Below are 24236 nucleotides of genomic sequence, written 5' to 3' on the forward strand. Positions count from 1 at the left end.
TTCCTCCTGCATTTAGACCGGTATGTATTTTTTGAAAAGTTTGCTTCCCTCTCCGTCGTACCCCAGGCGCTCGTAGAAGCGGTGGGCATCCGTGCGGCAGCTCTTGCTGGACAGCATTACCTTAAGGGCGCCTCTGGCCGCTGCTGCCTCTTCTGCGAATTGCATCAGTGAGGCTCCAATTCCCTTGCCGCGCAGCTGCGGGTCAGTTACAACACGCTCTATGACTCCGAACGGGCGGTCACCGCTAAGCGCATCCATGCACAAGTGCAGATGTAACGTACCCGCTACCTCCCCGTCTTCTTCGTATACGATCAGCAGGCTGTCCGGATTATTGGCAATTTGGCTGATTCTTTGCGGCGATACTTGGATATCCGTGTGCTCCGGCAGCAGAATCCGGTACAGCTTCTCTAAGCCGTAGGCATCCTCCGGTGTGGCTTCTCTTATCATTCGCAATACTCCCTGTATTATAATTAACAACATTAATCAATATAGTTAATGCAATTAATTAGTTGGTTGAACGGCAAATCATCAGCACATTCCCGTCCGGATCTTTGAAATTAAACCAGTGATCATGTTCAATATCCGTGAGAATTTCAGCTCCGGTAGCTTTAACATAATCATAGGCAGCATCAATATCGTCGGTAAGCAGATGGAAGGAAGGCACCTTCAGCACAGCCTCGGCTGTAAAAATTCTGCTGTCGAGCACGATTCCCGGACCCTGCATCGGCACGTCATACAGATGCCCGAACAAAATTTCACCGTCAAGCGGCAGTCCAAGCAAGCTGCAATACCAGTTTTTGGACCTTTCGATATCACTAACCGGGATGAAGACAGCGCCAACCTGATTCCGTATGGGACTTGTCACAGCAAGTAGAGCCTCCTCTAAAAGTACAGTAGTAGGTGGAGCCTTTAATCATTTCGATAAAATATGTCAATTTCCTGCCTCTTTGGTGACGGGAATATAAGTTATGCTATAATCTTGTCAGATCCTATCCAGATGTCAGGAGAATGAGACTTGGCTAACCTATCCTTTGGGTATCTCAGGCTGACGCCGCCCAAAATACTATCACTGGGCTTTGCAATACTAATCGCGGCCGGCACCCTGCTTCTGTGTCTCCCTGCTGCTTCTACCGGCGGAAGAATCTCTTTCATTGATGCACTGTTCATGGCAACCTCAGCGACCTGTGTAACCGGACTTGCTGTCATCGACACAGGAACGCAGCTGACGGCTTTTGGACAGATTGTATTGCTCGTGCTATTCCAGTTCGGCGGTCTCGGGTTCGTTACGATGGCGACGCTGATCACGCTGGTGCTGAACAAGCGGATCTCACTGAAGGAGCGCCTGCTGCTGCAGGAATCCATGAATCAGAATTCCATGCAGGGAATTGTGAAGCTGATCCGCCGGGTGCTGATCTACTCGCTGGTGATTCAGCTGACCGGGGCCATTCTTCTTGCCGCAAGATTTATGATGGACATGCCTTTTGGCAAAGCAGCGTATTACGGAGTATTCCATAGTATATCCATCTTCAACAATGCCGGATTTGATCTGTTCGGGGATGTTCACGGGCCCTTCAGCGGTTTAACCCGCTATGTCGAAGATCCGATTGTGAATATTACCTCCATGCTGCTGATCTTCCTCGGCGGTATCGGCTTTATTGTATTATCTGATGTAATCGACTTTCCGAAACGTAAGCGGCTGACTCTTCATTCCAAGGTAGTCCTTACCACTTCTGCTGCTCTCATTGTGATTGGCGCGGCTATTTTCTTCTGGCTGGAGCTGAATTCCACGCTGAAGCCGCTGCATGCCGGAGGCAAGATAATGGCTTCCTTCCTGCAGGCGATTACGCCACGCTCTGGTGGGGTGACAACGATCGAGATCCCGCTGCTCCGTGAATCCACGCAATTCCTGATGATTCTGCTGATGTTTATCGGAGCAGCTCCCGGCTCCACCGGCGGCGGAATTAAGATTACCACCTTTGCGATTCTGGCCAGCACAGCCTATGCCAAGCTTCGGGGCAAAGAGGATATCGTAATGTTCCGCCACCGGATCTCGAAGGAGAATGTCTACAGGGCGATTACCATGACCCTGCTGTCACTGATGCTGGTGGTCATCTCGACCATGCTGCTGTCCGTGACGGAAAGTGCGGATTTTCTGACCGTGCTGTTCGAGGCAGTCTCCGCTTTCGGTACTTCCGGTATAACAATGGGACTGACTACAGAGCTGACAACAATCGGTAAGGTGCTGGTGATCATTCTGATGTTTGTCGGCCGGACAGGACCGCTTACACTTGCTTATGCACTCAAACCGAAGAATAGTAAGGAACTCTACCGGTACCCTGAAGGCAATATTACCATCGGCTAAACTCTGCGTTACCTTTGAAATGTGAAATGCGACCCTGTGCGGCAAGATTATTCTGCCGGAACGGAGTCGCATTTTTTAATAACAGCTTGTACATAGAAAGGCTATTGTATGACAAGGCTATCCGGAAAGGGTCTAGGCTTCCTCTTCCGGAATCTCCTGAGTGTCGAGTGCCGCGTCCAGCAGCTGATTGTATACATCGTCATCATTCTCCAGCAGGGCATCCACCTCAAGGAACTGCTCTTCACTTCCCGGTTCACCGGCGAAGCTCAGGCTGTAATCCCATTCGGTTCCCCGTGAACTGAAGAAAGTGATCTCATAAGGGGAGCTGTGATTCTCCAGTGTAAACACCGTTCTCCCGACAAAACTTCTATCCTCTACGCGTTTCATTTCTGCTTTGGTGATTTCTAGGTTCATACTCTTTCCTTCCTTTCATCTGATCATGCCCACAATATTCAGTATAACATTGATATGTAAGCAATTCCTTTCCTTTTGCGCTGTAATTGACTTTTTTCATCCGGCGGTTAATAATTTAGTACAATGCTTATTCCGAGCTAAAATTATGGTAATGGAGGAAATCGCAATGACTCAAACAGAGCTTCAATCCAAGCTAAGTAAATATGCTGATCTGGCTGTGCAGATCGGTGTAAATGTTCAGCCGGGGCAAATCCTGGTCGTGAATGCTCCGATTTCCGCAGCCGAGTTCGTCCACCTGATTACCGCCAAAGCATATGCCATCGGCGCAAGCCAGGTCAAGGTTAACTGGAGTGACGAGTTCATTACGCGCCAGCAGTTCGAGCATGCTTCACCGGAAGTGTTCACCAAGGCTCCAACCTGGTACGCGGGTGAAGTAACCGAATTCGCCGAGAACGGTGCTGCATTTCTGAACGTTATTGCCGAGAATCCGGACGCGCTCAAAGGCATTGATCCTGAGCGGATTGCCAACTTCCAGAAGACCCGGGGGGCTGCACTTACGAAATACCGCGAAATGCAGATGTCCGATAAAGTCAGCTGGAGCATTGTAGCCATCCCGTCCCAGCCTTGGGCAGACAAGGTATTCCCTGACGTGCCTGAAGAAGAGCGCGTAGATAAACTTTGGGAGGCAATCTTCCACACCGTACGCCTGGACCGCGAAGACCCTGTAGCCGCATGGCAGGAGCATCTGGATACGCTGGAGCAGAAAGCGGATGTTCTCAATGCGAAGAAATACAAAAGCCTGCATTACATAGCACCTGGAACCGACCTTAGTATCGAGCTGCCTGAAGGCCATATTTGGGCGCAGGGCGACAGCATCAATGCTAAAGGTCATTCTTTTGTCGCCAACATGCCAACTGAAGAAGTGTTCACGGCTCCGAAGAAAACCGGCGTTAACGGTACTGTCAGAAGCACGAAGCCGCTCAGCTACGGCGGGAATATTATTGACGGCTTCTCGATTACCTTTGAACAGGGCCGGATTATCAGCGTAAGCGCCGAGCAAGGCCAGGAAGCCCTGGAATATCTGATCAGTCTCGATGAAGGCGCCAAGTACCTGGGTGAAGTCGCACTCGTGCCGCACAACTCGCCGATCTCCGACTCCAACATCCTGTACTTCAACACCTTGTTTGATGAGAATGCGTCCAACCATCTGGCGATCGGCACCGCATATGCCTTCTGCCTCGAAGGCGGCAAAGAAATGAACCAGGATGAGCTGATCGCCCATGGTCTCAATACCAGCGTAACCCATGTCGATTTCATGATCGGCTCAGCAGAGATGGATATTTATGGTATCACGGCTGACGGTACGCGTGAGCCTGTATTCCTGAAGGGCAACTGGGCATTTTAATGCCTTTTCTACTCCATATTACAAAATAGAAGATCGTGAAGGGAGCTGAAATCATGCTGGATTTCAAGCAAAAGCTCGAAAATTACGCCCTGCTCGCTGTAAAGATCGGAGTCAACATTCAGCCCGGTCAAACGCTTGTAGTCAATGCGGATATCGTCTCCGCAGAGCTGGTACGGCTCATTGTACGCCAAGCCTATGAAGCAGGAGCAAAGCTGGTAAAGGTTAATTATACCGATGAATTCGTTACACGGACACGTTATGATCTTGCTCCATCCGAGAGCTTCCTCGAGCCGCCCAAGTGGCAGGCGGATGAGCTGGAGGATCTCGCGCGTAATGGCGCTGCGTTCCTGACGATTATCTCGGCTAATCCGGACTTGCTAAGCGGGGTAGAACCAAGCCGGATCTCTGATAACCAGAAGACTGCCGGCCAGGCCATGGCCCCTTACCGGGAGATGATGATGGCTAACCATGTCAGCTGGAGCGGCATCGCCTTCCCTTCTCCTTCATGGGCCGCCAAGGTATTCCCGGACGCTGCCCCTGAGCAGCAGATTGAACTGCTATGGGATGCAATCTTCAAAGCTGTGCGCGCAGACCAGGAGAACCCGGTTGCAGCCTGGAGCAGCCATCTGGGCGGCCTCAAGCAGCGCTGCGATCTGCTGAACGCCAAGAAGTACCGCAAGCTTCACTACACAGCACCGGGAACCGATCTGACGATCGAGCTGCCTGAAGGCCATATCTGGTGTCAGGCCGGTGCGGTGAACAGCCGCGGTATGTCCTTCCTGGCCAACATTCCGACCGAGGAAGTGTTCACGGCCCCGCTGAAGACCGGTGCCAGCGGCAAGGTCAGCAGCACCAAGCCGCTTAGCTACGGCGGCAACATTATCGACCGTTTCACCTTGACCCTGGAGAACGGCAAGGTCACAGACTTTACCGCAGAGGTCGGTCAGGAGGCCTTGGCTTCCCTGCTGGCTATGGATGAAGGCGCGGCCTACTTCGGCGAAGTGGCCTTGGTTCCTTTCCACTCTCCGATCTCGGAGAGCGGCATTCTCTACTACACCACGCTGTATGACGAGAATGCTTCCTGTCACCTTGCGCTGGGTGCTGCTTATGCTTTCACGCTGCAGGACGGCATTAATATGACTAAGGAACAGCTCGCTGAAAGAGGCATGAACCAGAGTCTGACACATGTAGACTTTATGATGGGTTCCCTGGAGATGAGCATCGACGGGATTGCCGATGACGGCTCTGTTGATCCAATCTTCCGTAACGGAGATTGGGCTTAAGCTTTTGTTTGTAGATTGTCGCTTGAGGATTGTCGCTTGAGGATTGTGGTTTAACGTTTGTTAATGAATTGTGGTGGCCCCGCCGTTCCCCTTATGGGAGAATGGCGGGGTCTTTTTGTATAAGAGAGCTATGGAGTTAGTGTATCGAGAATTTTCCGACTCAGATTCCACTAAGTAACCTTGGTAGGGTGTGCTCCCTCGTACAGCTTGGAACTAGAATCGTTAGTTTCCTTCTTGTTCATTCCTCCAATAGCCCAAATTTGAAGATATGTTCAAAGAATATTCACAATATTGTTGAATTTAATTCACAAATATGTCACAATACAATTAAGGATGGTATTTACAAGTCCCGCACCCAAAGTTATCACCAAGCTTCTGATGCCAGAATTACGAAACGATGCTGGAAGTTTATGCTTACCAAACACTTAGGAGGGAATCCTGATGAAAGAATCTTTTAACCAAGAAGTGGATTCGACTGAACCGGAACGTCTGGAAGTCCAGGCCCCCAAAGACTTAAGTATCGTAGCCTCCGATGCAATCAAGTACACAGCCTACATCATGCTGCTGTTCGGGTTCTTGTACTTTTTGATTGCATACCTCGCCCCTATGCTATAAGGCTGCTTCAATATATACGCTTCCCCGTAAGCGCTTACGGCCGGTCTGTTCCTAAGGGAAATGGATTAGCCGTTTTATTTTGCAGATAGGGGTTCTAGAAACAGCCTCTCTAATCTGGCAACTACGGCTATACAAAAAAGTAGTCCCCGCTAATCTCGAGGACTACCTTGATATGCTTATTTCCAGCCTAACGCTTTGCTGATCCAGGCTATCGCTTCCGGCGTCCAGCTCCCGTCCATTCTCGAACGCAGCCACGCCACCGCCTCTTCTCTCGTTCCTTCAAAAGATTCAATTCCCGCTTCGTTCATCCAGTGGCCCGAGGTTTCAAAAGAGGTACTGTTCCACCCGTTCGGCTCACCGTCCGCATTCAGCCGTTGCTTAACTCCGGAGATTACAATATCCAGAGTACCCTGAAGCTCGGTTACGGCGTTGTCAAAAGCCGTTTTCTTCTCTTTGGCCTTCATATCAGCCATAGACCGGAGCTGGCGTGTCTCTATGCCTTCATGCTCCCGGATAATCTGCAATAACGTTAGCGCTTCTCTGGTTGCAAGACCGCTGTCATACCGCTCCTCCAGGGAACGCGGACTGCCTGCCGCCGCCAGGTAAGCGGGAAGCCACTCACGGGATACCAGAACGGCTTTTTTCTTGATAAACTTTCCGTATCCGGCCAATCCTTCTCCCGGAAATCTCACCCGCCAGCCCCAGGGGTCCAGCTCGGAACCGGTATGCCAGTTCTCCGCCAGGGTCAGCCCGTTCACAGAAGGATGCCCAGGGATCAACGGGGCCAGCGGTACGATCCCCAGCTTGGCCACAACCTCAGCCATCTCCTCAAATGTTGTAATACTCTCTGGGCTTTCTACACTACCCACTCATTCCGCCTCCTCGATGTAAATTCATTCAAGCTCATCTGCTCCCTCACCCATGCAGCGGATTCCGGCAATATAAGCGCGGATCAGCCGCGTAAGACTGACATTCAAGTCCAGCGGCATTCCGAAGCCTCCTTGATTCTCAAGGGCAGAGAACCCGTGCAGTATGCTGCGCAATCCCCGGACGGCGTGCAGGTTCCCTTCCTCATCCAGCCCAAAGCAGGACAGGACTTGAATAATCAGTGACAGGACCTTCCCGCCCGCAGCCTCCAGTGCGGTATCTCCCTGCTCAGGTGCTCTCAATGTTGTTTCGTACAGCCCCGGATGTTGTCTGGCAAAACCGATGTAAGCCTGACTCAGCGCATAAACGGCTTGTTCGCCCCGTGCGCCTTCCGCTGCCGCTGACATGGCGTCATAGAGCTGCTCCAGCCCGTGAATCGCCAGCAGTGTCCGCAGACCCGCGAGTCCGTTAATGTGATTATACAACGACGGCGGGCGAACGCCCAGCTTGGCCGCCAGTGCAGCCAGCGTCACCTCCTGAACACCCTGTTCATCAGCCAGCTCTGCTGCTGCCAGCACCAGAGTATGTGTGTCCAAACCGGCTCTAGCCATGCACCTTCCCTCCATTCACCAATACCCTGCCCGCCTCTGCTGCCGCATGTTTCATGGATTCCACCGGGTGCCTCACCAGATTTCCATGTCCTACAGCCAGCACTGAAGGCACTAGATCAATCAGCTTATAGGCACTGGCCAGTGCCTGCTCCAGACTCCATGTCGCCATAGCCGGAAAAGGAAACAACGGCACCTTCTTGCCGGACACAGCGGTTGCCCGGAAGGTCTGGAACGCATCTCCTACAATCAGTGCGCCACTGCGCTGATCCCGGAAAGACATAGATCCCGGAGTATGCCCGGGCGTACTTATGGCCGTCAATGAACCGATGGTATCCCCTTCGTACAGCAGCACATCGGGCTTCGTTGCTATCTTGGACGGTACACTGCCCTTAATCGGGGTCTGAAGCTCACCTGCCCTTAGCGAGCGGTCACCGGCCAGCAGCGCCGCATCCCGCTCCGAGATATAGACCTTGGCCTCTGGAACAAGCTTCTTGAGCGCATCCAGCGCCCCGACATGATCCATATGGCCATGGGTTAGCACGATCCGGGTAAGCGGCTTTTGAAGCCTGGCGGACTGTTGTAGAATACCTTGTAAACTATATGGCATGCCTGCATCTATTAGAGTAAGCTCCTCTTCTTCTTCGACCAGATAACAGTTAACGGGAAATAAGCGCGGCAGCCAGGTAAGCTGGTGCAGATACCCTTCTTGAGTTACTCTCATAAGGACCCTCCTCAAAACTAATGTAATTAGTTAAATAATAAACTAATATGATTAGTTTTACAAGTGGCACTTGTAATTCCGCGTCTAGCCTGCCCCCTAATCCAGCATTTTGTCAGTATTATTGGATCGCTTGATCATTAGCCACTGCAGTGCTGATAGCGATCCGTTCAACCTGGATTCTGCGCCTCTTCATGAACAAAATCACCATAACGGGTGAATTAGCCCGAGCTATGCAGCCTGTGCAGCTGATGTAGATTTTAAGCTCATCTCATATTGCTCTATTCTGACTACTTCCGGGGCAGAATCTGGTGAAATCGAGTGCACTAATGCTCTTCATTCCTGCCTGCCACCCACTTTTGGCGGATTCAGGGGCACTTTTGCCCCTCATTCCTGCCTGCCGCCCACTTCTGGCGGATTCAGGGGCACTAATGCTCTTCATTCCTGCCTGCCACCCACTTTTGGCGGATTCAGGGGCACTTTTGCCCCTCATTCCCGCCTGCCGCCCACTTCTGGCGGATTCAGGGGGATTTATCCCTTTAATTTCCTCATACCACCCACTTTCGGAGGAATCAGAGGGATTTATCCCTTTAATTTCCTCATACCGCCCGCTTTCGGCAGAATCAGAGGGATTTATCCCTTTAATTTCCTCATACCGTCCGCTTTCGGCAGAATCAGAGGGATTTATCCCTTTGATTTTCCAAGCCTCCGACTTCTGGGGATTCTGTGGAATTCCGGATACAAAAACACATTCATCCTTCAGACGGACCTGCTTCAAATTCCAGAGAAACTTATTCACAACAGACGCATAACGTAATTTCCTATACAATCAGGACCACCCGTCCAACGGGTGGTTTGCTCTTGGGGTATAACCCCTTGTTGCCAAACTGCGCCTAAAGACGCTAGCCTGACCACACATTTGTTCAGGCTCAGTGTAATTTGTCATTTTCACTTACCCATTAAACGGGTTTATTTCTTTTTGTTTCTTTTATCGCTAAATGGATCTTCGTACTCTTTTACACTCATCTATCGCCTGGTCATGTGCTTCTTGTTCACGAATATATTTGGCTACTGTTGCCTCATTCAGACCTACTGTGCTTACATAGTATCCTTCTGCCCAGAATTTCCGATTTCCTTATTTATACTTGAGTTGGGCATGCTTCTCAAATATCATGAGCGAACTTTTTCCCTTTAGATATCCCATAAACGTTGAGCCGCAATTTTCGGTGGGATCGCTACCAGCATGTGTACATGATCCGGCATCATGTGGCCTTCTAGGATTTCGACTCCCTTATACTTACATAGACGTCAGAAAATTTCGATTAGATCTTTCCTCACTTGAGTATAGATTTCTTTGCGTCTATGGGGTATTTGCACATCCACTTCGTGTGAGCTAGACTATAGCTCTTGTTTGCCATCTTTGACCATTCCTTTCGTTCGAGCCTAACCATCTCAATTCTATCGGAATGGTCTTAGTGGTCAAACCTTCGCTCCCTCCACCCGCATAGCGAGTGGTTTTTTGTTTCCCGCGTTTCACGCGCTCAACTGGCTAAAGCCATAAAAAAGCACCACCCCAAGGATGATGCTTCCGATGCCTGTCCGTCAGCCGAAACGGCCCATAATATATTCCTGGGTCATCTGATTCTCCGGATTGCTGAAGACCTTCTCGGTCTTGTCATATTCCACAAGCGAGCCCAGATAGAAGTAGGCTGTATAATCCGAGATCCGCGCTGCCTGCTGCATGTTATGGGTAACGATTACGATCCGCAGCTCTTCCTTCAGTTCCTTAATCAGCTCCTCCACCTTGCCTGTCGATACAGGATCAAGTGCTGAAGCCGGCTCATCGAGCAGCAGGATCTGCGGGTTAACCGACAATGCCCGGGCAATACACAGACGCTGCTGCTGTCCGCCGGACAATGCCAGTGCAGAGTCCTTCAAGCGGTCTTTGACCTCATCCCACAGGGCGGCGCGGCGCAGGCTGCTCTCCACGATTTCATCCAGTGCTTTTTTGCCTTTAATTCCATGATACTTAGGACCAAAAGCGATATTGTCATAGATGGATTTGTAAAAAGGGTTCGGCTTCTGCCAGACCATGCCGATTTTTTGCCGCAGCTTAATGACATCTGTTCCTGAAGCATTGATATCTATACCGTCAATCCAGATGCTGCCTTTGGTAGTCGAGCCGGAGATATCATCATTCATCCGGTTAAGAGAACGGAGAAAGGTTGATTTCCCGCAGCCGGAAGGGCCGATCAATGCTGTTACCGTATTCTGGGCGAAGGGAAGACTAATTCCTTTAACCGCCTCATAAGTGCCATAAAAAATACTCAGATCCTCAGTTTGAAATGATTCGCGTACCACCGGTTCCGCTATGCCCATCTCTTACTCCTCCTAAAAGTTTTGTCAGCATCCGCTTCTTGCATCACCTTCGCAAAACTTGCTTCGAAAGCATACACTTAGTTTTGTCAGCATCCGCTTCTTATTAGCCTAGTTCATCCTCTTGGAAGCGGTAAGCTTGCGGTAGATGAATCTGCCGAAGTAACGGGCAGCCAGGTTGAAGATTAATACGGTCAGCACCAGCACTGCCGAAGCACCTGCTGCGATCTGCAGCGCATCCGGCGCCAGACCTTCGCTGTTGACCTTCCAGATATGAACCGCCAGTGTTTCTGCCGGACGGAACGGGTTAAGCGGTGAAGAAGGACTAAGCGGATTCCAGTTGCTGAAATCCAGACGCGGACTGCTCATCCCCGCCGTGAACATCAATGCCGCCGCTTCACCGAAGACGCGTCCGGCGGACAGGATCGTTCCCGTAATGATCGTTGGCAGAGCAACCGGGAGCAGTACCGAAGTCACAATCTTCCACTTGGATAAACCAAGCGCGAAGCCTGCTTCCTTCTGCTGCTTAGGCACCGTGCGGAAAGCCTGCTCGGTGATACGAACCATCAGCGGAAGGTTGAAGAAGGTAAGCGCGAGTGCTCCCGAGATCAGGGAGAATCCGAGATTGAAGGTATTGACGATCAATAAGAGACCGAACAGACCGACGATGATGGACGGGAAGGAAGATAACACTTCCACAACCAGCCGGATGAAGTTAGTCAGTCTGCCGGGACGGGCATATTCTGCCATGAAGATCCCCGCTCCAAGTCCAAGCGGTATAGTAATGATCAGGGTCAGCACCAGCAGGAACAGGGAGTTGAAGAGCTGAGGTCCTACCCCGCCTCCTGCACGGATCTTCTGTGGTGCCGAAGTCAGGAAGTCCCAGCTGATATGACTCATCCCGCGGATGAGGATATATCCAAGCAGGCCAACCAGAATAGCTACGATAAGCAAAGCGAACGTTACAATAATAGCAGTGGCAATTTTGTCTGCTGTTCTCGGCTTCAAATTTTATTTCTCCTTTCGAGCATTCTAACAAGCAATACGAATACAAATGTCATCAGCATAAGCACGAGAGCCATGCTCCATAGCGCGTTGTTCTGCGGTGAACCCATCGTCGTGTTCCCCATACCCAGCGTAATAACACTGGTTAGAGTAGACGCGGATTCGAACAGCGAACGCGGCACAAAAGGAGCATTACCGATAACCATCTGTACAGCAAGTGCTTCACCGAATGCACGGGCCATCCCCAGTACCACCCCCGTCATAATAGCCGGGAAGGTCGTCGGGAGAATGACACGGGAGATCGTCTGCCAGCGAGTGGCACCGAGCGCAAAGGAGGATTCTTTCAAGTTTTGCGGCAAAGAAGCAAGCGCGTCTGCAGCCACGCTGGTAATGGTCGGCAGGATCATCACCGACAGTACTAGCGCGCCTGCAGCAACCCCGATGCCCTGTCCGGGCAATGTATTCCGCAGAAAAGGCACAATGACACTTAAGCCAACGAATCCGTATACGACAGACGGAATACCTGACAACAGCTCAATAACCGGCTGCAGCAGTTTTTTGCCCCACCCAGGGACGATTTCAGTCATAAATAATGCGGCGCAGATGCTAAGCGGACTTGCGATAAGCGCGGCAAGCAGTGTTACCAGGAAGGAACCGGCTATAAACGGAAAAGCTCCATAAGAAGGCGTATCCGCTTCAGGCGACCATTTTGTGCCGAACAGGAAATCGGAAACCTTAACCTCACCGCTTACAAAGTTCGCAATTCCTTTAGAGGCTACAAAATAAACCATCGATACAATGATTACAATCAATAGCAGTACACAAAAGGACATATAAGCGCGTCCGATAAAATTCTCTATATGATGTTTTTCAAACCGCGTTTTCTTTGGTTTTACCCTCAAGATGCTCCCTCTTTCTAAAGTGAAAAGAGAGGCAGAAGAAATCCGCCTCTAATCACATGAAGTTCTAATGGATGATACCCCTGTGAATGAATCTGTAGTACTTACTTAGTTGTTACAGTTCCTGCTACATCGCGGGATACCTGCATCTGCGAAGCCGGGATGTAACCAAGCTCTACTACGTCACCTGTCTGTACTTCGTCAGTCATCATGAAGTCCAGGAATGCTTTTACTGTTTCATTCGGCTCACCGTTAGTGTACATGTGCTCGTAAGCCCATACCGGATATTTACCGGAAATTACATTGTCTACAGAAGGTTCAACACCGTCATAGCTCAAGGTTTTAACGGAATCGTCCAGGTAGGACAGAGCCAGGTAACCGATAGCTCCCGGTGTTTCACCGATAATTTTCTTAACAGTACCGGAGGAATCCTCTTGAATAGATCCTGGCAGATCATCCGTTTTGGTGCCAAGCGCGAAGCTCTCGAAGGTTGCGCGTGTACCTGAGCTTGCAGGACGGTTGATGATCTGAATCGCCTGGTCAGCGCCGCCGACTTCGCTCCAATTCTTGATTTTGCCAGTGAAGATGTCGACCAGCTGCTGCTTAGTCAGTGTATCTACGCCTGCATCCGGATTGCTTACTGCTGCGATAGCTACAACGGCTACCTGATGATCAACCAGCGCTGCCGCTTTTTCTGCATCAGCATCTTTCAATTTCTCTTCTGCGAATACGTCGGAGTTACCGATATCCACTTGCTTCTCAGCTACTTGTGTCAAGCCTGTTCCGCTTCCGCCGCCTTGAACCTGAATATCCACGCCTGCATTGGCATCCATAAATTTCTCTGCTGCCTGCTCTACGAGCGGCTGAAGTGCTGTGGAGCCCGAAGCCAGGATAGATCCGCTTAGTTCGGCGCCGCTGCTGTTTTGTGTATTTGTTGCAGCTGCATTGCCTCCGTTATTGGTTGCCGCATTATTTCCCCCGTTGCCACATGCCGAAAGTGCTACTACGCTTGTTAAAGCCAAAGCCATGATCCAAGATTTTCTGAATTGCATTGTTTTTTTTCCTCCTAAAGGTTTTGTGAGTGTCTGCTTCATTGGTCTGCTTCGTACAAAACTCACTTTGGAAGCATTGTCTGTGCTCATGTCAGCTTCTCTTCTGACTCTTCTTATTCTAGGGCTCGTTCGTTATGTAAAAGTACTGAGTTTGTAAAGCGGAAGATAAAAGTTATAATAGATTATGAATAACGCCATAGATATAATCTATATATAAGCAACAATCGCTAATTTATCGCCATCTAACCGGAGGAATCAGCATGAATTTTGTGAAATTACAAATTGTAGTCCTGATTGAAAAATATAAAAAGGTAACGGACGTAGCCGCCGAGATGGGACTTAAGCAGCCGACCGTTTCCTTCCATATGAAGAGTCTCGAGAGTGAGCTTGGCGCTTCACTGTTCCAGTTCCGGAGCGGCCGGGTGCTGCTGACCGATGCCGGACGCGCCCTGTATCAATATGCTGTGCGGATTGTATCGCTGACGGCAGAAGCAGAGCGGACAGTTAAGCAGTTTACCTCTCTGGCGTCGGGGAATCTGGAGCTTACAGCAAGCGACATCCCCGGTAATTATCTTGTGCCTAAACTGCTGTCCCAATTCACTGGCCTGCATGATGGAATTGATGTGTTCCTGTCCATACTGCCGGATGATGCTGTCAGGGAGCGTCTGCGGAGCCGGGAGATTCAGCTGGCTGTGCTGCACAGTGCGGACGGACAGGATGATTCCTTCCATACTCAAGTGATTGCCAGAGATGAAACGGTGCTGATTTTTGCGCCTGGACATCCTTTTGCCGGAGCGCAGGAAATTACGGTAGAAACGGCAGCACGGGAACCCTGGGTGCAGCATGAAGCCGCCTCCTTCCTGCGCGGAATCTCCGACAAGTGGACACAGCTTAATCATGTGAAAGTGTGGAACCATGCCGTACTCAGCTCGCCGGAGGCGGTCAAACGTATGATTAGCGGCGGCGGGATGGTCGGAGTATTCTCCAAATCAGGGATTGAGGCCGAGGTGGCGGCCGGAAGTCTGGCCTATGCCCCGCTGCCGGGACTTCATCCCGGGGATGGTGCATTTGTGCTGGCCTGGCGCAAAGACTACACCCTCTCCCCGCTACAGAAGGCTTTTGCCGGAATGGCAGGCAGTGACGGATTACAGGAGGAGGACCAGCGCGAAGATCTGATATCCAGTGAATAGCTGGACTTCCGGGCGGTGGATGTCATCGCAGGGATTTCCAGATTATCCGCATTCCTGAGCAGGAATCTGGTAACTTTATATAAAATCCTGCCCATAATGAAACAATTCCCTCATTATATTGACCCGAAACTAAAATTGTTGTAAAAAAGGCAGCATTTCATCTTTTCCAAGCGGCTGAGCAGGATTATTCTTGTATTTCATACAACAATCGATCTGAACACCTGGCTATCCATACATCAAAGTTGTAAAACGTACAACACTTCACTCACTAGTACCGTACTATGAAGTCACCATTCTGCCGTAACGAATCAAATGTAAAGAATTGAAATTTACATTTACATAACAAAAACGGTATCCCTTAGCGCACGAACGTAACCGTGCTTCAAGAGATACCGTTTGTTTGAAACATATGACTTCTTAGGTTTCACACTATAAATTACTGCTATTTCCCGCTGAAACGGCTTTGCTGTCTTTAAAAAGGGACGGCAAAGCCGTTTCCACTTCGTTTATTATCTTTTTCCCGCCACCAGAGTGAAGGTCTTGGGAATTCCCTTGTCATATACATCCGACGACAGGTTGGGCTCTTCCACCAGTTCCTGAATAACAAGCCCGCTGGCCGCAGCAGCCGTTACAATCTCGCCGAGTGTCCATCGCCGCCAGTAGACTACATTAGGTCTGTCTGCCCCCGCTGCTTTTCCGGAAGAAGGCATATACTTGGAGTAGGACACCTGCTTCTCTTCCAGTGCCGTATCGAAATAATCACCGTTCACTTTATGCTTGCGCACCTTGGCAGTTGAACCCTTGGAGGAGATCAGCTTGGTCGTTACCGGGTGGAAATCGCGCAGTACGAACTTCCCGCCGGGTGCCAGCAGCCGGTATGCCGTAGTCATAAACGGAGCCAGGTCGGTGAAATAGTGGACAATTCCCATTTCCGCAAACACCAGGTCATACGAGCCGTCCAAGACGGCTTCAGGCAGTCCCAGCACATCTGAGACGATATAATTCAGCTTCACTCCGGCTTCCTGCGCCAGTTCAGTAGCATAACGCCCATTCGCCTCCGAGAAATCAGCAACCGTCACTTCTGCCCCCATCAGCCCCAGCGCTACCGCCTTCATGCCGTTCGAACCCATCAGGTTCATAATCTTGCGGCCCTGCACATCTCCCATATAGGCATTCAGCGGGAACAGCTTCCCAGCCGGATCTTTGACCAGCTTCTCTGCTGCCTCGGCTGGTGATCCGAACCGGCTAGTCCATGCCGCATAGGTATCCTCATTCCACAATTCTTCACTGGAAGGAGCAGCCCCGCCGTTTAGACCTGAAGGTTCGTTCTGATCTTGTTCATTCATTACGTTCGTTACCCCTTTATATATGTTCTGTGAAAATAATGTCATCGCTCCACCGTTCTAACGCATTATGACGCATTAGGCAGAGCTTCCTGGAGCTTGAGCGCCTTCCTGCGTCCGGAATACAGATAGACCCCGAGGCCGGCCATGACCAGCACACCTCCTGTCCATTGTAAACCGCTCAACTGTTCCCCCAGCAGCAGGAAAGCAAGAATGCTTGCGCCGACAGGCTCTCCCAGAATATTCATCGATACTGTAGTCGCAGATGCATACTGCAGCAGCCAATTAAACAGAATATGGCCGAATACGGTTGGCACCACCGCCAGCAGGACAAAGATGCCCCATTCCCGGGCGGGATAAGCGAAGAAAGGTATACTTGTTACCAGATTGTAAACAGCAAATACGATGGCCGCAGAGATGAATACAATCAGGCTGTACAAATAGGAAGGCATACGCGCCACCAGCTTCTGACCGATTAGTAAATGTGCGGCTACAGCTACCGTTCCGCCAACCGACAGCATGTCACCCTTCAGGTTCTCGGCGGACAATCCGATATCGCCCCAGCCGATAAAGACAACCCCAAAGATTGCAATAGCCATACCCAGCATAGCAGAGGCGCTGTTTCGCTCTTTATACAGTATGTACGCACCGAGCATAATGAATAACGGCTCCAGAGCCATGATCATTGTCGAGCTGGCCACTGACGTGTAATTCAGCGATCCCATCCAGAGCAGAAAATGAAGGGCCAGCATTACACCGGAAGCGCCCAGCAGCAACCAGTCTTTCAGGCGCAGCGCCCAAGCTGCTCCGCTATAGCGGCGGGCGAACGGCAGCATCAGCAGTGAGGTGAACAACAGCCGGTACATCCCCTGAACCGACACCGGAGCAGACGACCATTTAATGAAGATAGAAGAAAAGGATATGGCCACAATTCCGATCACCATCAGCAGCGGTACGGGAACGGGCGGTTTTTTGGGAATCATACGTAGTTGCCCCTTCGTGTTTTGTAAGACTCATTATGTTAATTTAACGCAAATTGCAGAAAAAAGCAGCATTTTTCATTAAAAGAGACATAGAATCCGTCTTTCAGCGGGTTCCATGCCTCATACGAGCTATACCAGTGCTAATAAGCATCTGTATCTATGGCTTAAGTACAACCTTGATACAGTCCTCTTCCTTCTCTTGAAACACCTTATAGCCATGCTCTGCTCTGCTGATCGGCAGCCGGTGGGTGATGATATCTGTGGGATCGAACTTATTCTCCTTAATCATCCTGTAGAGCGCCGGCATATAATGAATGACCGGAGCCTGTCCCATCTTCAGCGTAATATTGCGCTCAAACAGATGACCTAGCGGGAACATATTATAGTTCAGCCCATACACCCCTACAAGCTGAATCGTACCGAATTTGCGGACCACCTCTGAGGCGATACGGAACGCCCCTAGTGAGCCGCCCTGCAGCATTAATGTGGTCTCCACCTTTTCTACAACCGTCTTCTTGGCGTCGAGACCTACACAATCAATGACCACATCGGCCCCGCCGCGGGTGATCTCCTTCATGTGCTTCTCGAACTCTTTAATTTTCTCAAAATTAAAAATCTCCACATTATTCGTTTGCTTCGCATGCTGCAGCCGGTATGGGATATGGTCGACGGCAATGACCCGGGATGCGCCTTTCATCCAGGCGAATTTTTGTGTCAGCAGACCTACCGGCCCGCATCCGAGCACAATTACGGTATCTCCGGGCTTCACGCCGGCATTCTCAACCCCCCACCAGGCGGTAGGTACAATATCCGAGAGGAACAGCAGCTTCTCGTCTTCCATCTCAGCATCCTCCGGAACGACAAAGGGGCCGAAATTTCCGTACGGTACACGCAGCAGTTCGGCCTGCCCACCGGCGAAGCCGCCGTAAGTATCCGAATAGCCCAGATAGCCGCCGGTATCCTTGGCTTCATTCGCGTGGTCACATTGGCTCTCCATCTCGTGCTGGCAGAAGAAGCATTGCCCGCAGGCTACATTAAAAGGGATAATGACACGGTCACCCTTCTTTACCTTGGTGACCTCCGGTCCTACATCTTCCACTATTCCCATAGGCTCATGCCCGATAATGTAATCATCATGCATGCCGGGGATTTCGCCATTATAGATATGCAGATCCGATCCGCAAATGGCGGTTGAGGTAATGCGGACAATGATATCATCCTTTTTCTCAAGCCGCGCATCAGCGACTTCCTTAACCTCGACTTTCTTCTTGCCCTGATAGGTTACTGCCTTCATGTTGAGAGTCACTCCTTCAGAAGTTGGGTACGGACATCGCAGCTGTAAATTCACGCTACACTATGTTATAACCCCAAATCCTCCGGCTTTATCCGTGCAGCAGCGGAGAATACATCATCAGTGCATGGTTCTCGGCGACAGCCTCATCACCCGCGAGCTCTCCTGTATGGGTAAGCACCCTGCGGCGGATAGCGTTACTTCGTACATATCCTCCCCACGGCTCCAGGCTGATCACATGGCCGTCTTCATAGACCTCATAATTGTAGAGCTGCCGGCTGTCACAACGCCACTCCCCGTGCAGATGGGTCTCATCCAGATGAAGCTTCAGCTGGTAGGTGTACTCCGTATCATTTCTAAGCTGCAAATCCAGATAGTTATAGGAACAGGTGGCCCCGCTGCCAAAAGGCTGTGTCCGCTGCTCATCGGGAAAAACATCATAGCTGTGCCGGTGCCGTTCAGTAACCGTGAGCGGTGTATGCAGCGCCATCCAGTAGATCAGATTCGACAATTGGCAGAGTCCGCCTCCCGTTCCGGACCGGAAGCCGCCATAATGCAGAACCATTCCATCCAGATATCCCTTCCTGCGGGTCGGCTTTCCGATACTCCGCCAATAGGAGAAAGTCTCGCCGGGACGGATGACGAGTCCGTCAAGCTTGGCAACAGCCAGGCGCAAATTCGTTATTTTATTATACTGCAGCTGCATATCGACATTACGCAGGCTCCGAAGCAGAGGTGTGGCATGGCTGGCCGCCTCATAAGGCAGAGCTTCCGGGCGAAGTTCCTTGGCGAGCCTGCCCCGTGCTGTGATCCATTTCCAATATCTTTTCCAGATAAAATAGCGCTTGCCGGCAAATAATCTCAGCCTGGAGCGGCGGATCGGCTTCATTGCGGTAATTACCGGATTCATCGGAAGGTTACTTCCTGTTCCGAGCGCAGCGCAGCAATTCCGGAGCCAAGCGCATCATTATGCTGCTTCACGATTTCTTCACCTGTGAGATGGTTATCATCGAAGGTACTATGTGCATCTTTGACCAGGACGCTGGAATACCCAAGGCTATGTGCGCGTCTGCTGGTGGCATTTACACAGTAATCCGTCTGCATCCCGCAGATAACCAGCTCCGTCACTCCAAGCCGTTCAAGCTCTTCCTGAAGCCCGGTGAGATGGAAGGAATCCGGAGTTGTCTTCTCGATTACCTTCTCCCCTGCCTGCGGTGCAATGCGGCTGCTGATCTCCCAGGTAGGGATCCCCTTCACAAATTCCCCCTCTTCTTCAGTATGCTGGATGTAAATCACCGGAACCCCGGCTAAGCGGGCCTTGTCCAGCAGCGAGCTGATCCGTTCCAGAACCCCTTCTTCGTCAAACAGCTTCATATCAGGATAAGCAAACATCGCCTCTTGAACATCAATAATCAGTAATGCGGTTGACATCATCAATTCCTCCCCGGACTGTTATTCTCCTGCTGCAGACTTTCTTCTGCATACCAGCTGGACCGGATTGCCGTCCGGATCATTTATCCATGCGGATCGCAGATCATTTAGGAAATCATGTGCTGCCGAAAGAAGTGTACCGCCGTTCTCCAGCAGGTATTGAAGCGCCAGATCCGTATCCTCTGTCCAGAGGGCCAGCTCGCTGCCAGTGTTGGTTCCAGGCGTCAGCCCATGTACCTTATTCGCTGAAGTCCTGCTGGCCAGCCCCAGCTTGAAGCCATCCAGCACAAGTTCATGATGCACGGCTTCACCCTCGATTTCCGCAGTGAAAGTCAACTTAAACCCTAGCTTTTCATAGAAAGTTCTTGAACGGGCTAAATCTGTGACATACAGATTAATTTGCGGGCTTTTGAATTCCATTTCATTCCCTCCTCCAGATGCTGTAACCATGGCGTTTAAGCACTAATACTCCCTAATATTATAACTGATAATTCACTCTGGTAGCTTATCCGAGATCACCAGGATAAAGGTAGCCAGCGGTCCCAGCAGCAATGACAGCAGAAACCAGTTTAATCCGCTCCGGTTTTTCCCCTGGGCAATTCCCGCATTAATCAGTGCCAGCGTTCCCCAGCCTGCGTAGTATCCGTTCTCCATTTCAATTCCCCCTCATACTTGATCATCCATCAAGTATATTACGCCTAGAATGGGTGATGCACCTCCGCTTGTTACATTAATCCTAATAATTACATTAAAAGGTATTGGGTACCGGCACCCCGAAGGAAGAGCAGGCGGACCGGGGGACTATAACACAAAGACCGGACCTCCGCATCGCAGAGGTTCGGTCTTCATTCAATATATAATGCGCAAGCCTTACTTGCCCCGCTTATTATGCCAGATTAGTGCGTGAAGCTGCGGCAGCACCCGCGCCTTGTTCATCTGCGGGTCGGCAATCACCAGATTAAACAGCCATTCCAGCCGGCCCAGCAGGCGGCCTGAAATGTCGCCTTCCTCGGTGACATTATCGTTCCCCGGCTGAAGAAACAGCGGGACCTCCGGGTACCTGAAATGTACCTTCCGGGCATATTCATAATCCTCCTGGCTAAAAACAACCACCTTCAGGCTATGGGCAGCCTTGCCGCTGCTGCCGACTCTAAGCATAATCTCATCCAGCTTATCCCAGTCGGTCTTCATCCCGGAGCTTGGCGGCTTGGGGCTGATCGTCAGCACATCGACATCACTGAACCAATCCTGCCAGCGGCTGCCCTGTGTCTCGATGGCCGCCTGGATACCGCGTTCGTGGAGCAGGGTGATGAACTCACCCATGGCTTCCCCGATAAGCGCCGGATTGCCTCCGGAGATGGTTACGCAATTGAAATTATCTCCTGCCAGCTCAAGCAGCCCGGCGAGAATCTCCTGCGGTTCCATCAGGGTTACTTTATCTTTCGCCGATCCGTCCCAGGTGAAGGCGGAATCACACCAGCCGCAGCGGTAATCGCAGCCGTAGGTGCGGACGAACATCGTTTTGACACCGATGACCGCCCCTTCCCCCTGAATCGTCGGGCCGAACATTTCGATAACGGGTATTTTACTCATGGTCGCAGCCTCCGTACAGACGGTAAGACGGCCCCGCTTCCAGAATGTCTGCCGCCAGCACCTCCGCCCAGGAGGTCGGAGTCTCCCACAGCTTGACCGAATAGACCGGTAAGGAAGCCCGCTTCAGCTCATAAGCGATGTATGCTGACATGTTCTCCGCCGTCGTACGGAACGACAGCAGTGCTACCTTGGAGCCAGTAGCCGTAAGTGTCTCCAGTACAGGCTCATTGCCCATGGCCAGGAAAGCATGATCCAGCTGGTCGACTACAAGCTGCTTCACCGTCGCTTTGATATCGCTGAAATCGATGACAAACCCCTCATCCGACTGGCCGTGCTCCACGGACGGAACGCCCTTCAGTACAACCTCAAGCTTATACGTATGCCCGTGCAGATTACTGCATTTCCCCTTGTGCCCTATCAGCTGATGGGCGGCGTCAAAGGTAAAGATTTTGCAGACAGATACTTCGCCCAGCATTATAGTCCAGCCTCCTGGCGCTCCGCCTCATATTGCTCAAGGCCGCGCTGGCGCAGCAGACATGCCGGACAGGTGCCGCAGCCGCTGCCGATAATCCCGTTGTAGCAGGTAAGCGTCTGCTCACGGATATAGTCGAAATAGCCAAGCTCGTCGGCCATTTTCCAGGTTTCTTTTTTGTCCAGCCACATCAGCGGAGTATGGATTACGAACTCATAATCCATCGACAGATTGAGTGTGACATTCAGTGATTTCACGAACACATCCCGGCAATCCGGATATCCGCTGAAGTCCGTCTGGCAGACACCGGTGATGATATTGCTATAGCCCAGCTGCTTGGCCAGAATCGCTGCAAAGGACAGGAATAGCAGGTTCCGTCCGTCTACAAATGTACTCGGCAGCTCCTCGCCCTCCCCGGCAGCGATTTCGATATCGTCCCGGGTTAGCGCGTTCGGGGCCAGCTGATTCAGCAGTCCCAGATCGAGAATATGCTGCTTCACCCCAAACTTCGCGGCAATCTCCTTGGCGACTTCGATCTCTGCCGCATGGCGCTGATTATAATTAAAAGTAACCACCTGAACCTCCTGGAACTGCTGCAAAGCCCATACCAGACAGGTGGTGCTGTCTTGGCCGCCGCTGAAGACGACCAGTGCTTTTTTATTCATCGTAAGTTCTCTCCTCCTTATTGTTCTGTGTGCTGCGGATCTCCCGGATTAACGGTTATCCACTTTCTCGGGATACAGGTCGTGGTTCATCAGCCGGTGCTCGGCCATGGCCTCATACTTCGTTCCCGGACGCCCCCAGTTGCAGTAAGGATCGATGGAAATGCCGCCGCGTGGCGTGAACTTGCCCCAGATCTCAATATAGCGGGGCTCCATCAGCGAGATCAGATCATTCATAATAATGTTGACACAGTCTTCATGGAAATCCCCGTGATTGCGGAAGCTGAACAGATAGAGCTTCAGGGATTTGGATTCAACCATTTTGATATCAGGAATATACGAAATGTACATCACGCCGAAATCCGGCTGTCCCGTAACCGGACACAGGCTGGTGAACTCCGGGCAGTTGAATTTGACAAAATAATCACGGCCGGGATGCTTGTTATCGAACGCCTCCAGAATTTCCGGAGCATAGCCGAAATTATACTTCGTACCTTGATTACCCAGCAGGGTAACCTCCTGCATTTCCTCTTTCAGTCTGCCTTCTGACATGACAAAAAACCCCTCTCTTTTCCCTAGGCTCACGGCCTGAACTGGAAAGAAGAACGAGATTTCGAAAACCTGGCTCTACTAAGATGAGACACGCGCGGCATAACAAGAAATAAGTACAGGCAAATGCCCGTACTCCTTAAGCCCCCGGATATCCGGAAAGCTGCTCATGCCTGTAGCGGTCTTAGTTTTTTATAGAGGGAGTTTGCGAACCTCTCCTGCGCTTGCGCGCGCAGATTCCTTCTTTGTGCTTATGACTATACATATGGTGCGTCTTGAACTATACCATGATTGCCGGAGGCTTGACAACCCTCACAGCTGATCCAGGATCAGCGAGCACAGCAGCCCCATGGCGGCGATAAATCCCGTTAGCGGTCCACCGTCCTCATAGGCTTCCGGCATCATGCTGGAGGAGACCATCGCGATAATCCCGCCCCCGGCAAAAGAAGCAATCATCGCCTCCGTATACCCGCTTGCATGGTCCATAAATGTATAGCCAGCGCCTGAAGCCAGGGTGGAGATTACCAGTACGCCGAGCCAGAGCAGCATAATTTTTCTTTTGCCGTAGCCGTCCTGCTTCAGCCCTGCCGTGCTCGACAGCCCTTCCGGAATATTGCTGATAAAAATAGCAATAACCAGCAGCAGACTTACACCTTGGCCGGCAATCAGACTGGCCCCGATCATGATCGACTCAGGAATAGCATCCAGTACCGTTCCGGCAAAAATAGCCATGCCGCTCCCGCCTTTAGCTTCCGTCTTCCCTGATGCTCTGGCTGAGCGTTTGCGGCCGGCTCCGCCTTTCCGCGAGATATACCAGTCAAACAGCGTGAACACCAACGCTCCTGCGGTAAAACCGATGATCGTCGGGGTCAGCCCGCCGTCACTCGCGGAATCCTCCAGCAGTTCATAAGCAGCTGCTCCAATAAGTACGCCTGTCCCGAAAGCCATAATGAAGCCGATCAGCTTGGTGGGAATGGACAGGAACAGAGCGAGCAGCGCCCCGAGTAACACAGCTGAGCCGGAAATGGCGCCCCACATCAATGCACCCCACATTATGCTCACCTTCCCCGTTTATGTATTGTTAATAGAAGTGCATAGATGTAGTTTACACCCTA

General features: G+C 51.1%; 28 protein-coding genes, 1 pseudogene and 1 riboswitch. Of the genes and pseudogenes, 5 read left to right on the top strand and 24 right to left on the bottom strand.

Features of this window, described 5'->3' with window-relative positions; all coding sequences use genetic code 11:
* Window positions 1–12: 12 nt before the first annotated feature.
* Together P40081_RS19150 and P40081_RS19155 are read right to left on the bottom strand one after the other, a co-directional pair.
* A complete protein-coding gene (locus P40081_RS19150) occupies window positions 13–447 on the bottom strand; it encodes a GNAT family N-acetyltransferase (RefSeq protein WP_042137698.1) in 435 nt (144 codons plus the stop codon).
* Window positions 448–505: 58 nt separating this feature from the next.
* Complete coding sequence (locus P40081_RS19155; protein WP_042137700.1) at window positions 506–865, bottom strand: VOC family protein; 360 nt, start codon at window positions 863–865, stop codon at window positions 506–508.
* A gap of 150 nt (window positions 866–1015) precedes the next feature.
* Between P40081_RS19155 and P40081_RS19160 the strand changes: the two genes are divergently transcribed.
* Complete coding sequence (locus P40081_RS19160; protein WP_042137702.1) at window positions 1016–2362, top strand: TrkH family potassium uptake protein; 1347 nt, start codon at window positions 1016–1018, stop codon at window positions 2360–2362.
* A gap of 132 nt (window positions 2363–2494) precedes the next feature.
* Here P40081_RS19160 and P40081_RS19165 read toward each other — a convergent pair whose 3' ends face one another.
* Complete coding sequence (locus P40081_RS19165; protein ID WP_039298880.1) at window positions 2495–2776, bottom strand: hypothetical protein; 282 nt, start codon at window positions 2774–2776, stop codon at window positions 2495–2497.
* A gap of 166 nt (window positions 2777–2942) precedes the next feature.
* On the opposite strand from P40081_RS19165, the gene P40081_RS19170 reads away from it, so the two are divergent.
* The 3 genes from P40081_RS19170 to P40081_RS38585 all read left to right on the top strand — a co-directional run bounded on the left by P40081_RS19170 (window position 2943) and on the right by P40081_RS38585 (window position 6079).
* Window positions 2943–4181, top strand: a complete 1239-nt coding sequence (locus P40081_RS19170) for an aminopeptidase (protein WP_042137704.1) — start codon at window positions 2943–2945, stop codon at window positions 4179–4181.
* A gap of 53 nt (window positions 4182–4234) precedes the next feature.
* Complete coding sequence (locus tag P40081_RS19175) at window positions 4235–5464, top strand: aminopeptidase (RefSeq protein WP_042137706.1); 1230 nt, start codon at window positions 4235–4237, stop codon at window positions 5462–5464.
* Between the two features lie 441 nt (window positions 5465–5905).
* Window positions 5906–6079: a hypothetical protein gene (locus tag P40081_RS38585; protein WP_156118649.1), complete on the top strand. Its 174-nt coding sequence runs from the start codon at window positions 5906–5908 to the stop codon at window positions 6077–6079.
* Between the two features lie 176 nt (window positions 6080–6255).
* On the opposite strand, the gene P40081_RS19180 is transcribed toward P40081_RS38585, so the two are convergent.
* From P40081_RS19180 to P40081_RS19215, 9 genes and pseudogenes are all read right to left on the bottom strand, one after another.
* Window positions 6256–6948, bottom strand: coding sequence for an AlkZ-related protein (locus P40081_RS19180; RefSeq protein WP_081970029.1), 693 nt, complete (start codon window positions 6946–6948; stop codon window positions 6256–6258).
* Window positions 6949–6972: 24 nt separating this feature from the next.
* A complete protein-coding gene (locus P40081_RS19185; RefSeq protein ID WP_042137708.1) occupies window positions 6973–7557 on the bottom strand; it encodes a TetR/AcrR family transcriptional regulator in 585 nt (194 codons plus the stop codon).
* The gene (locus P40081_RS19190) at window positions 7550–8278 is read right to left on the bottom strand and encodes an MBL fold metallo-hydrolase (RefSeq protein ID WP_042137710.1); all 729 of its coding nucleotides are present in this window, start codon (window positions 8276–8278) and stop codon (window positions 7550–7552) included. The genes P40081_RS19185 and P40081_RS19190 overlap by 8 nt, the downstream gene beginning before the upstream one ends.
* A 268-nt stretch (window positions 8279–8546) precedes the next feature.
* On the bottom strand, window positions 8547–9104 hold the full coding sequence (locus tag P40081_RS19195) for a hypothetical protein (RefSeq protein WP_042137712.1): 558 nt from the start codon (window positions 9102–9104) through the stop codon (window positions 8547–8549).
* 140 nt (window positions 9105–9244) lie between these two features.
* Window positions 9245–9693, bottom strand: a pseudogene (gene tnpA, locus P40081_RS37645) (IS200/IS605 family transposase).
* A 184-nt stretch (window positions 9694–9877) separates the two neighbouring features.
* Window positions 9878–10654 (bottom strand): phosphate ABC transporter ATP-binding protein PstB, encoded by a 777-nt coding sequence (gene pstB, locus P40081_RS19200; RefSeq protein WP_039298903.1) that lies wholly within the window; start codon window positions 10652–10654, stop codon window positions 9878–9880.
* Between the two features lie 108 nt (window positions 10655–10762).
* On the bottom strand, window positions 10763–11659 hold the full coding sequence (gene pstA, locus P40081_RS19205; RefSeq protein WP_042137714.1) for a phosphate ABC transporter permease PstA: 897 nt from the start codon (window positions 11657–11659) through the stop codon (window positions 10763–10765).
* Window positions 11656–12558 carry a phosphate ABC transporter permease subunit PstC gene (gene pstC, locus P40081_RS19210; RefSeq protein ID WP_039298909.1) on the bottom strand — a complete coding sequence of 301 codons (903 nt, stop codon included), beginning with the start codon at window positions 12556–12558 and terminating at the stop codon, window positions 11656–11658. Before pstC ends, pstA begins: the two co-directional genes overlap by 4 nt.
* A 101-nt stretch (window positions 12559–12659) precedes the next feature.
* Window positions 12660–13607 carry a phosphate ABC transporter substrate-binding protein PstS family protein gene (locus P40081_RS19215; protein ID WP_042137717.1) on the bottom strand — a complete coding sequence of 316 codons (948 nt, stop codon included), beginning with the start codon at window positions 13605–13607 and terminating at the stop codon, window positions 12660–12662.
* 260 nt (window positions 13608–13867) lie between these two features.
* On the opposite strand from P40081_RS19215, the gene P40081_RS19220 reads away from it, so the two are divergent.
* A complete protein-coding gene (locus P40081_RS19220; protein WP_052421901.1) occupies window positions 13868–14797 on the top strand; it encodes a LysR family transcriptional regulator in 930 nt (309 codons plus the stop codon).
* Between the two features lie 509 nt (window positions 14798–15306).
* Here the strand turns inward: P40081_RS19220 and P40081_RS19225 are convergent.
* The 12 genes from P40081_RS19225 to P40081_RS19275 all read right to left on the bottom strand — a co-directional run bounded on the left by P40081_RS19225 (window position 15307) and on the right by P40081_RS19275 (window position 24174).
* Window positions 15307–16143 (bottom strand): class I SAM-dependent methyltransferase, encoded by an 837-nt coding sequence (locus tag P40081_RS19225; RefSeq protein ID WP_042137719.1) that lies wholly within the window; start codon window positions 16141–16143, stop codon window positions 15307–15309.
* A gap of 65 nt (window positions 16144–16208) precedes the next feature.
* Entirely contained in the window at window positions 16209–17123 is a 915-nt protein-coding gene (locus P40081_RS19230) for a DMT family transporter (RefSeq protein WP_042137722.1), read from the bottom strand.
* A 157-nt stretch (window positions 17124–17280) separates the two neighbouring features.
* Window positions 17281–18417: a zinc-dependent alcohol dehydrogenase gene (locus P40081_RS19235; RefSeq protein ID WP_042137724.1), complete on the bottom strand. Its 1137-nt coding sequence runs from the start codon at window positions 18415–18417 to the stop codon at window positions 17281–17283.
* A gap of 88 nt (window positions 18418–18505) precedes the next feature.
* Entirely contained in the window at window positions 18506–19324 is an 819-nt protein-coding gene (locus P40081_RS19240) for a VanW family protein (RefSeq protein ID WP_042137725.1), read from the bottom strand.
* Window positions 19321–19848 (bottom strand): cysteine hydrolase family protein, encoded by a 528-nt coding sequence (locus P40081_RS19245; protein WP_042137727.1) that lies wholly within the window; start codon window positions 19846–19848, stop codon window positions 19321–19323. The genes P40081_RS19240 and P40081_RS19245 overlap by 4 nt, the downstream gene beginning before the upstream one ends.
* An 18-nt stretch (window positions 19849–19866) precedes the next feature.
* Window positions 19867–20265, bottom strand: a complete 399-nt coding sequence (locus P40081_RS36505; protein ID WP_052421903.1) for a VOC family protein — start codon at window positions 20263–20265, stop codon at window positions 19867–19869.
* Between the two features lie 72 nt (window positions 20266–20337).
* The gene (locus P40081_RS39035; RefSeq protein WP_167549552.1) at window positions 20338–20499 is read right to left on the bottom strand and encodes a hypothetical protein; all 162 of its coding nucleotides are present in this window, start codon (window positions 20497–20499) and stop codon (window positions 20338–20340) included.
* Window positions 20500–20715: 216 nt separating this feature from the next.
* Window positions 20716–21438, bottom strand: coding sequence for a 7-carboxy-7-deazaguanine synthase QueE (gene queE, locus P40081_RS19255; RefSeq protein ID WP_042137728.1), 723 nt, complete (start codon window positions 21436–21438; stop codon window positions 20716–20718).
* The gene (gene queD / locus P40081_RS19260; RefSeq protein ID WP_042137730.1) at window positions 21431–21913 is read right to left on the bottom strand and encodes a 6-carboxytetrahydropterin synthase QueD; all 483 of its coding nucleotides are present in this window, start codon (window positions 21911–21913) and stop codon (window positions 21431–21433) included. Before queD ends, queE begins: the two co-directional genes overlap by 8 nt.
* Window positions 21913–22575 (bottom strand): 7-cyano-7-deazaguanine synthase QueC, encoded by a 663-nt coding sequence (gene queC, locus P40081_RS19265; protein WP_039298934.1) that lies wholly within the window; start codon window positions 22573–22575, stop codon window positions 21913–21915. Before queC ends, queD begins: the two co-directional genes overlap by 1 nt.
* A 48-nt stretch (window positions 22576–22623) precedes the next feature.
* The gene (gene queF / locus P40081_RS19270; RefSeq protein WP_042137732.1) at window positions 22624–23124 is read right to left on the bottom strand and encodes a preQ(1) synthase; all 501 of its coding nucleotides are present in this window, start codon (window positions 23122–23124) and stop codon (window positions 22624–22626) included.
* 175 nt (window positions 23125–23299) lie between these two features.
* Window positions 23300–23343: riboswitch (PreQ1 riboswitch) on the bottom strand.
* Window positions 23344–23433: 90 nt separating this feature from the next.
* Complete coding sequence (locus P40081_RS19275; RefSeq protein ID WP_042137733.1) at window positions 23434–24174, bottom strand: ZIP family metal transporter; 741 nt, start codon at window positions 24172–24174, stop codon at window positions 23434–23436.
* Window positions 24175–24236: the final 62 nt, after the last annotated feature.

This window comes from Paenibacillus sp. FSL P4-0081 (assembly GCF_000758565.1).
Classification (GTDB): Bacteria; Bacillota; Bacilli; order Paenibacillales; family Paenibacillaceae; genus Paenibacillus_AQ; species Paenibacillus_AQ phytohabitans.

What these genes read in the sequence shown, in the direction of transcription:
- P40081_RS19150 (WP_042137698.1), bottom strand. Translation starts at nt 447, where the DNA reads ATGATAAGAGAAGCCACACCGGAGGATGCCTACGGCTTAGAGAAGCTG.
- P40081_RS19165 (WP_039298880.1), bottom strand. Translation starts at nt 2,776, where the DNA reads ATGAACCTAGAAATCACCAAAGCAGAAATGAAACGCGTAGAGGATAGA.
- P40081_RS19170 (WP_042137704.1), top strand. Translation starts at nt 2,943, where the DNA reads ATGACTCAAACAGAGCTTCAATCCAAGCTAAGTAAATATGCTGATCTG.
- P40081_RS19175 (WP_042137706.1), top strand. Translation starts at nt 4,235, where the DNA reads ATGCTGGATTTCAAGCAAAAGCTCGAAAATTACGCCCTGCTCGCTGTA.
- P40081_RS38585 (WP_156118649.1), top strand. Translation starts at nt 5,906, where the DNA reads ATGAAAGAATCTTTTAACCAAGAAGTGGATTCGACTGAACCGGAACGT.
- P40081_RS19185 (WP_042137708.1), bottom strand. Translation starts at nt 7,557, where the DNA reads ATGGCTAGAGCCGGTTTGGACACACATACTCTGGTGCTGGCAGCAGCA.
- P40081_RS19190 (WP_042137710.1), bottom strand. Translation starts at nt 8,278, where the DNA reads ATGAGAGTAACTCAAGAAGGGTATCTGCACCAGCTTACCTGGCTGCCG.
- pstB (WP_039298903.1), bottom strand. Translation starts at nt 10,654, where the DNA reads ATGGGCATAGCGGAACCGGTGGTACGCGAATCATTTCAAACTGAGGAT.
- P40081_RS19215 (WP_042137717.1), bottom strand. Translation starts at nt 13,607, where the DNA reads ATGCAATTCAGAAAATCTTGGATCATGGCTTTGGCTTTAACAAGCGTA.
- P40081_RS19220 (WP_052421901.1), top strand. Translation starts at nt 13,868, where the DNA reads ATGAATTTTGTGAAATTACAAATTGTAGTCCTGATTGAAAAATATAAA.
- P40081_RS19225 (WP_042137719.1), bottom strand. Translation starts at nt 16,143, where the DNA reads ATGAATGAACAAGATCAGAACGAACCTTCAGGTCTAAACGGCGGGGCT.
- P40081_RS19230 (WP_042137722.1), bottom strand. Translation starts at nt 17,123, where the DNA reads ATGATTCCCAAAAAACCGCCCGTTCCCGTACCGCTGCTGATGGTGATC.
- P40081_RS19235 (WP_042137724.1), bottom strand. Translation starts at nt 18,417, where the DNA reads ATGAAGGCAGTAACCTATCAGGGCAAGAAGAAAGTCGAGGTTAAGGAA.
- P40081_RS19240 (WP_042137725.1), bottom strand. Translation starts at nt 19,324, where the DNA reads ATGAATCCGGTAATTACCGCAATGAAGCCGATCCGCCGCTCCAGGCTG.
- P40081_RS19245 (WP_042137727.1), bottom strand. Translation starts at nt 19,848, where the DNA reads ATGATGTCAACCGCATTACTGATTATTGATGTTCAAGAGGCGATGTTT.
- P40081_RS36505 (WP_052421903.1), bottom strand. Translation starts at nt 20,265, where the DNA reads ATGGAATTCAAAAGCCCGCAAATTAATCTGTATGTCACAGATTTAGCC.
- P40081_RS39035 (WP_167549552.1), bottom strand. Translation starts at nt 20,499, where the DNA reads ATGGAGAACGGATACTACGCAGGCTGGGGAACGCTGGCACTGATTAAT.
- queE (WP_042137728.1), bottom strand. Translation starts at nt 21,438, where the DNA reads ATGAGTAAAATACCCGTTATCGAAATGTTCGGCCCGACGATTCAGGGG.
- queD (WP_042137730.1), bottom strand. Translation starts at nt 21,913, where the DNA reads ATGCTGGGCGAAGTATCTGTCTGCAAAATCTTTACCTTTGACGCCGCC.
- queC (WP_039298934.1), bottom strand. Translation starts at nt 22,575, where the DNA reads ATGAATAAAAAAGCACTGGTCGTCTTCAGCGGCGGCCAAGACAGCACC.
- queF (WP_042137732.1), bottom strand. Translation starts at nt 23,124, where the DNA reads ATGTCAGAAGGCAGACTGAAAGAGGAAATGCAGGAGGTTACCCTGCTG.
- P40081_RS19275 (WP_042137733.1), bottom strand. Translation starts at nt 24,174, where the DNA reads ATGTGGGGTGCATTGATGTGGGGCGCCATTTCCGGCTCAGCTGTGTTA.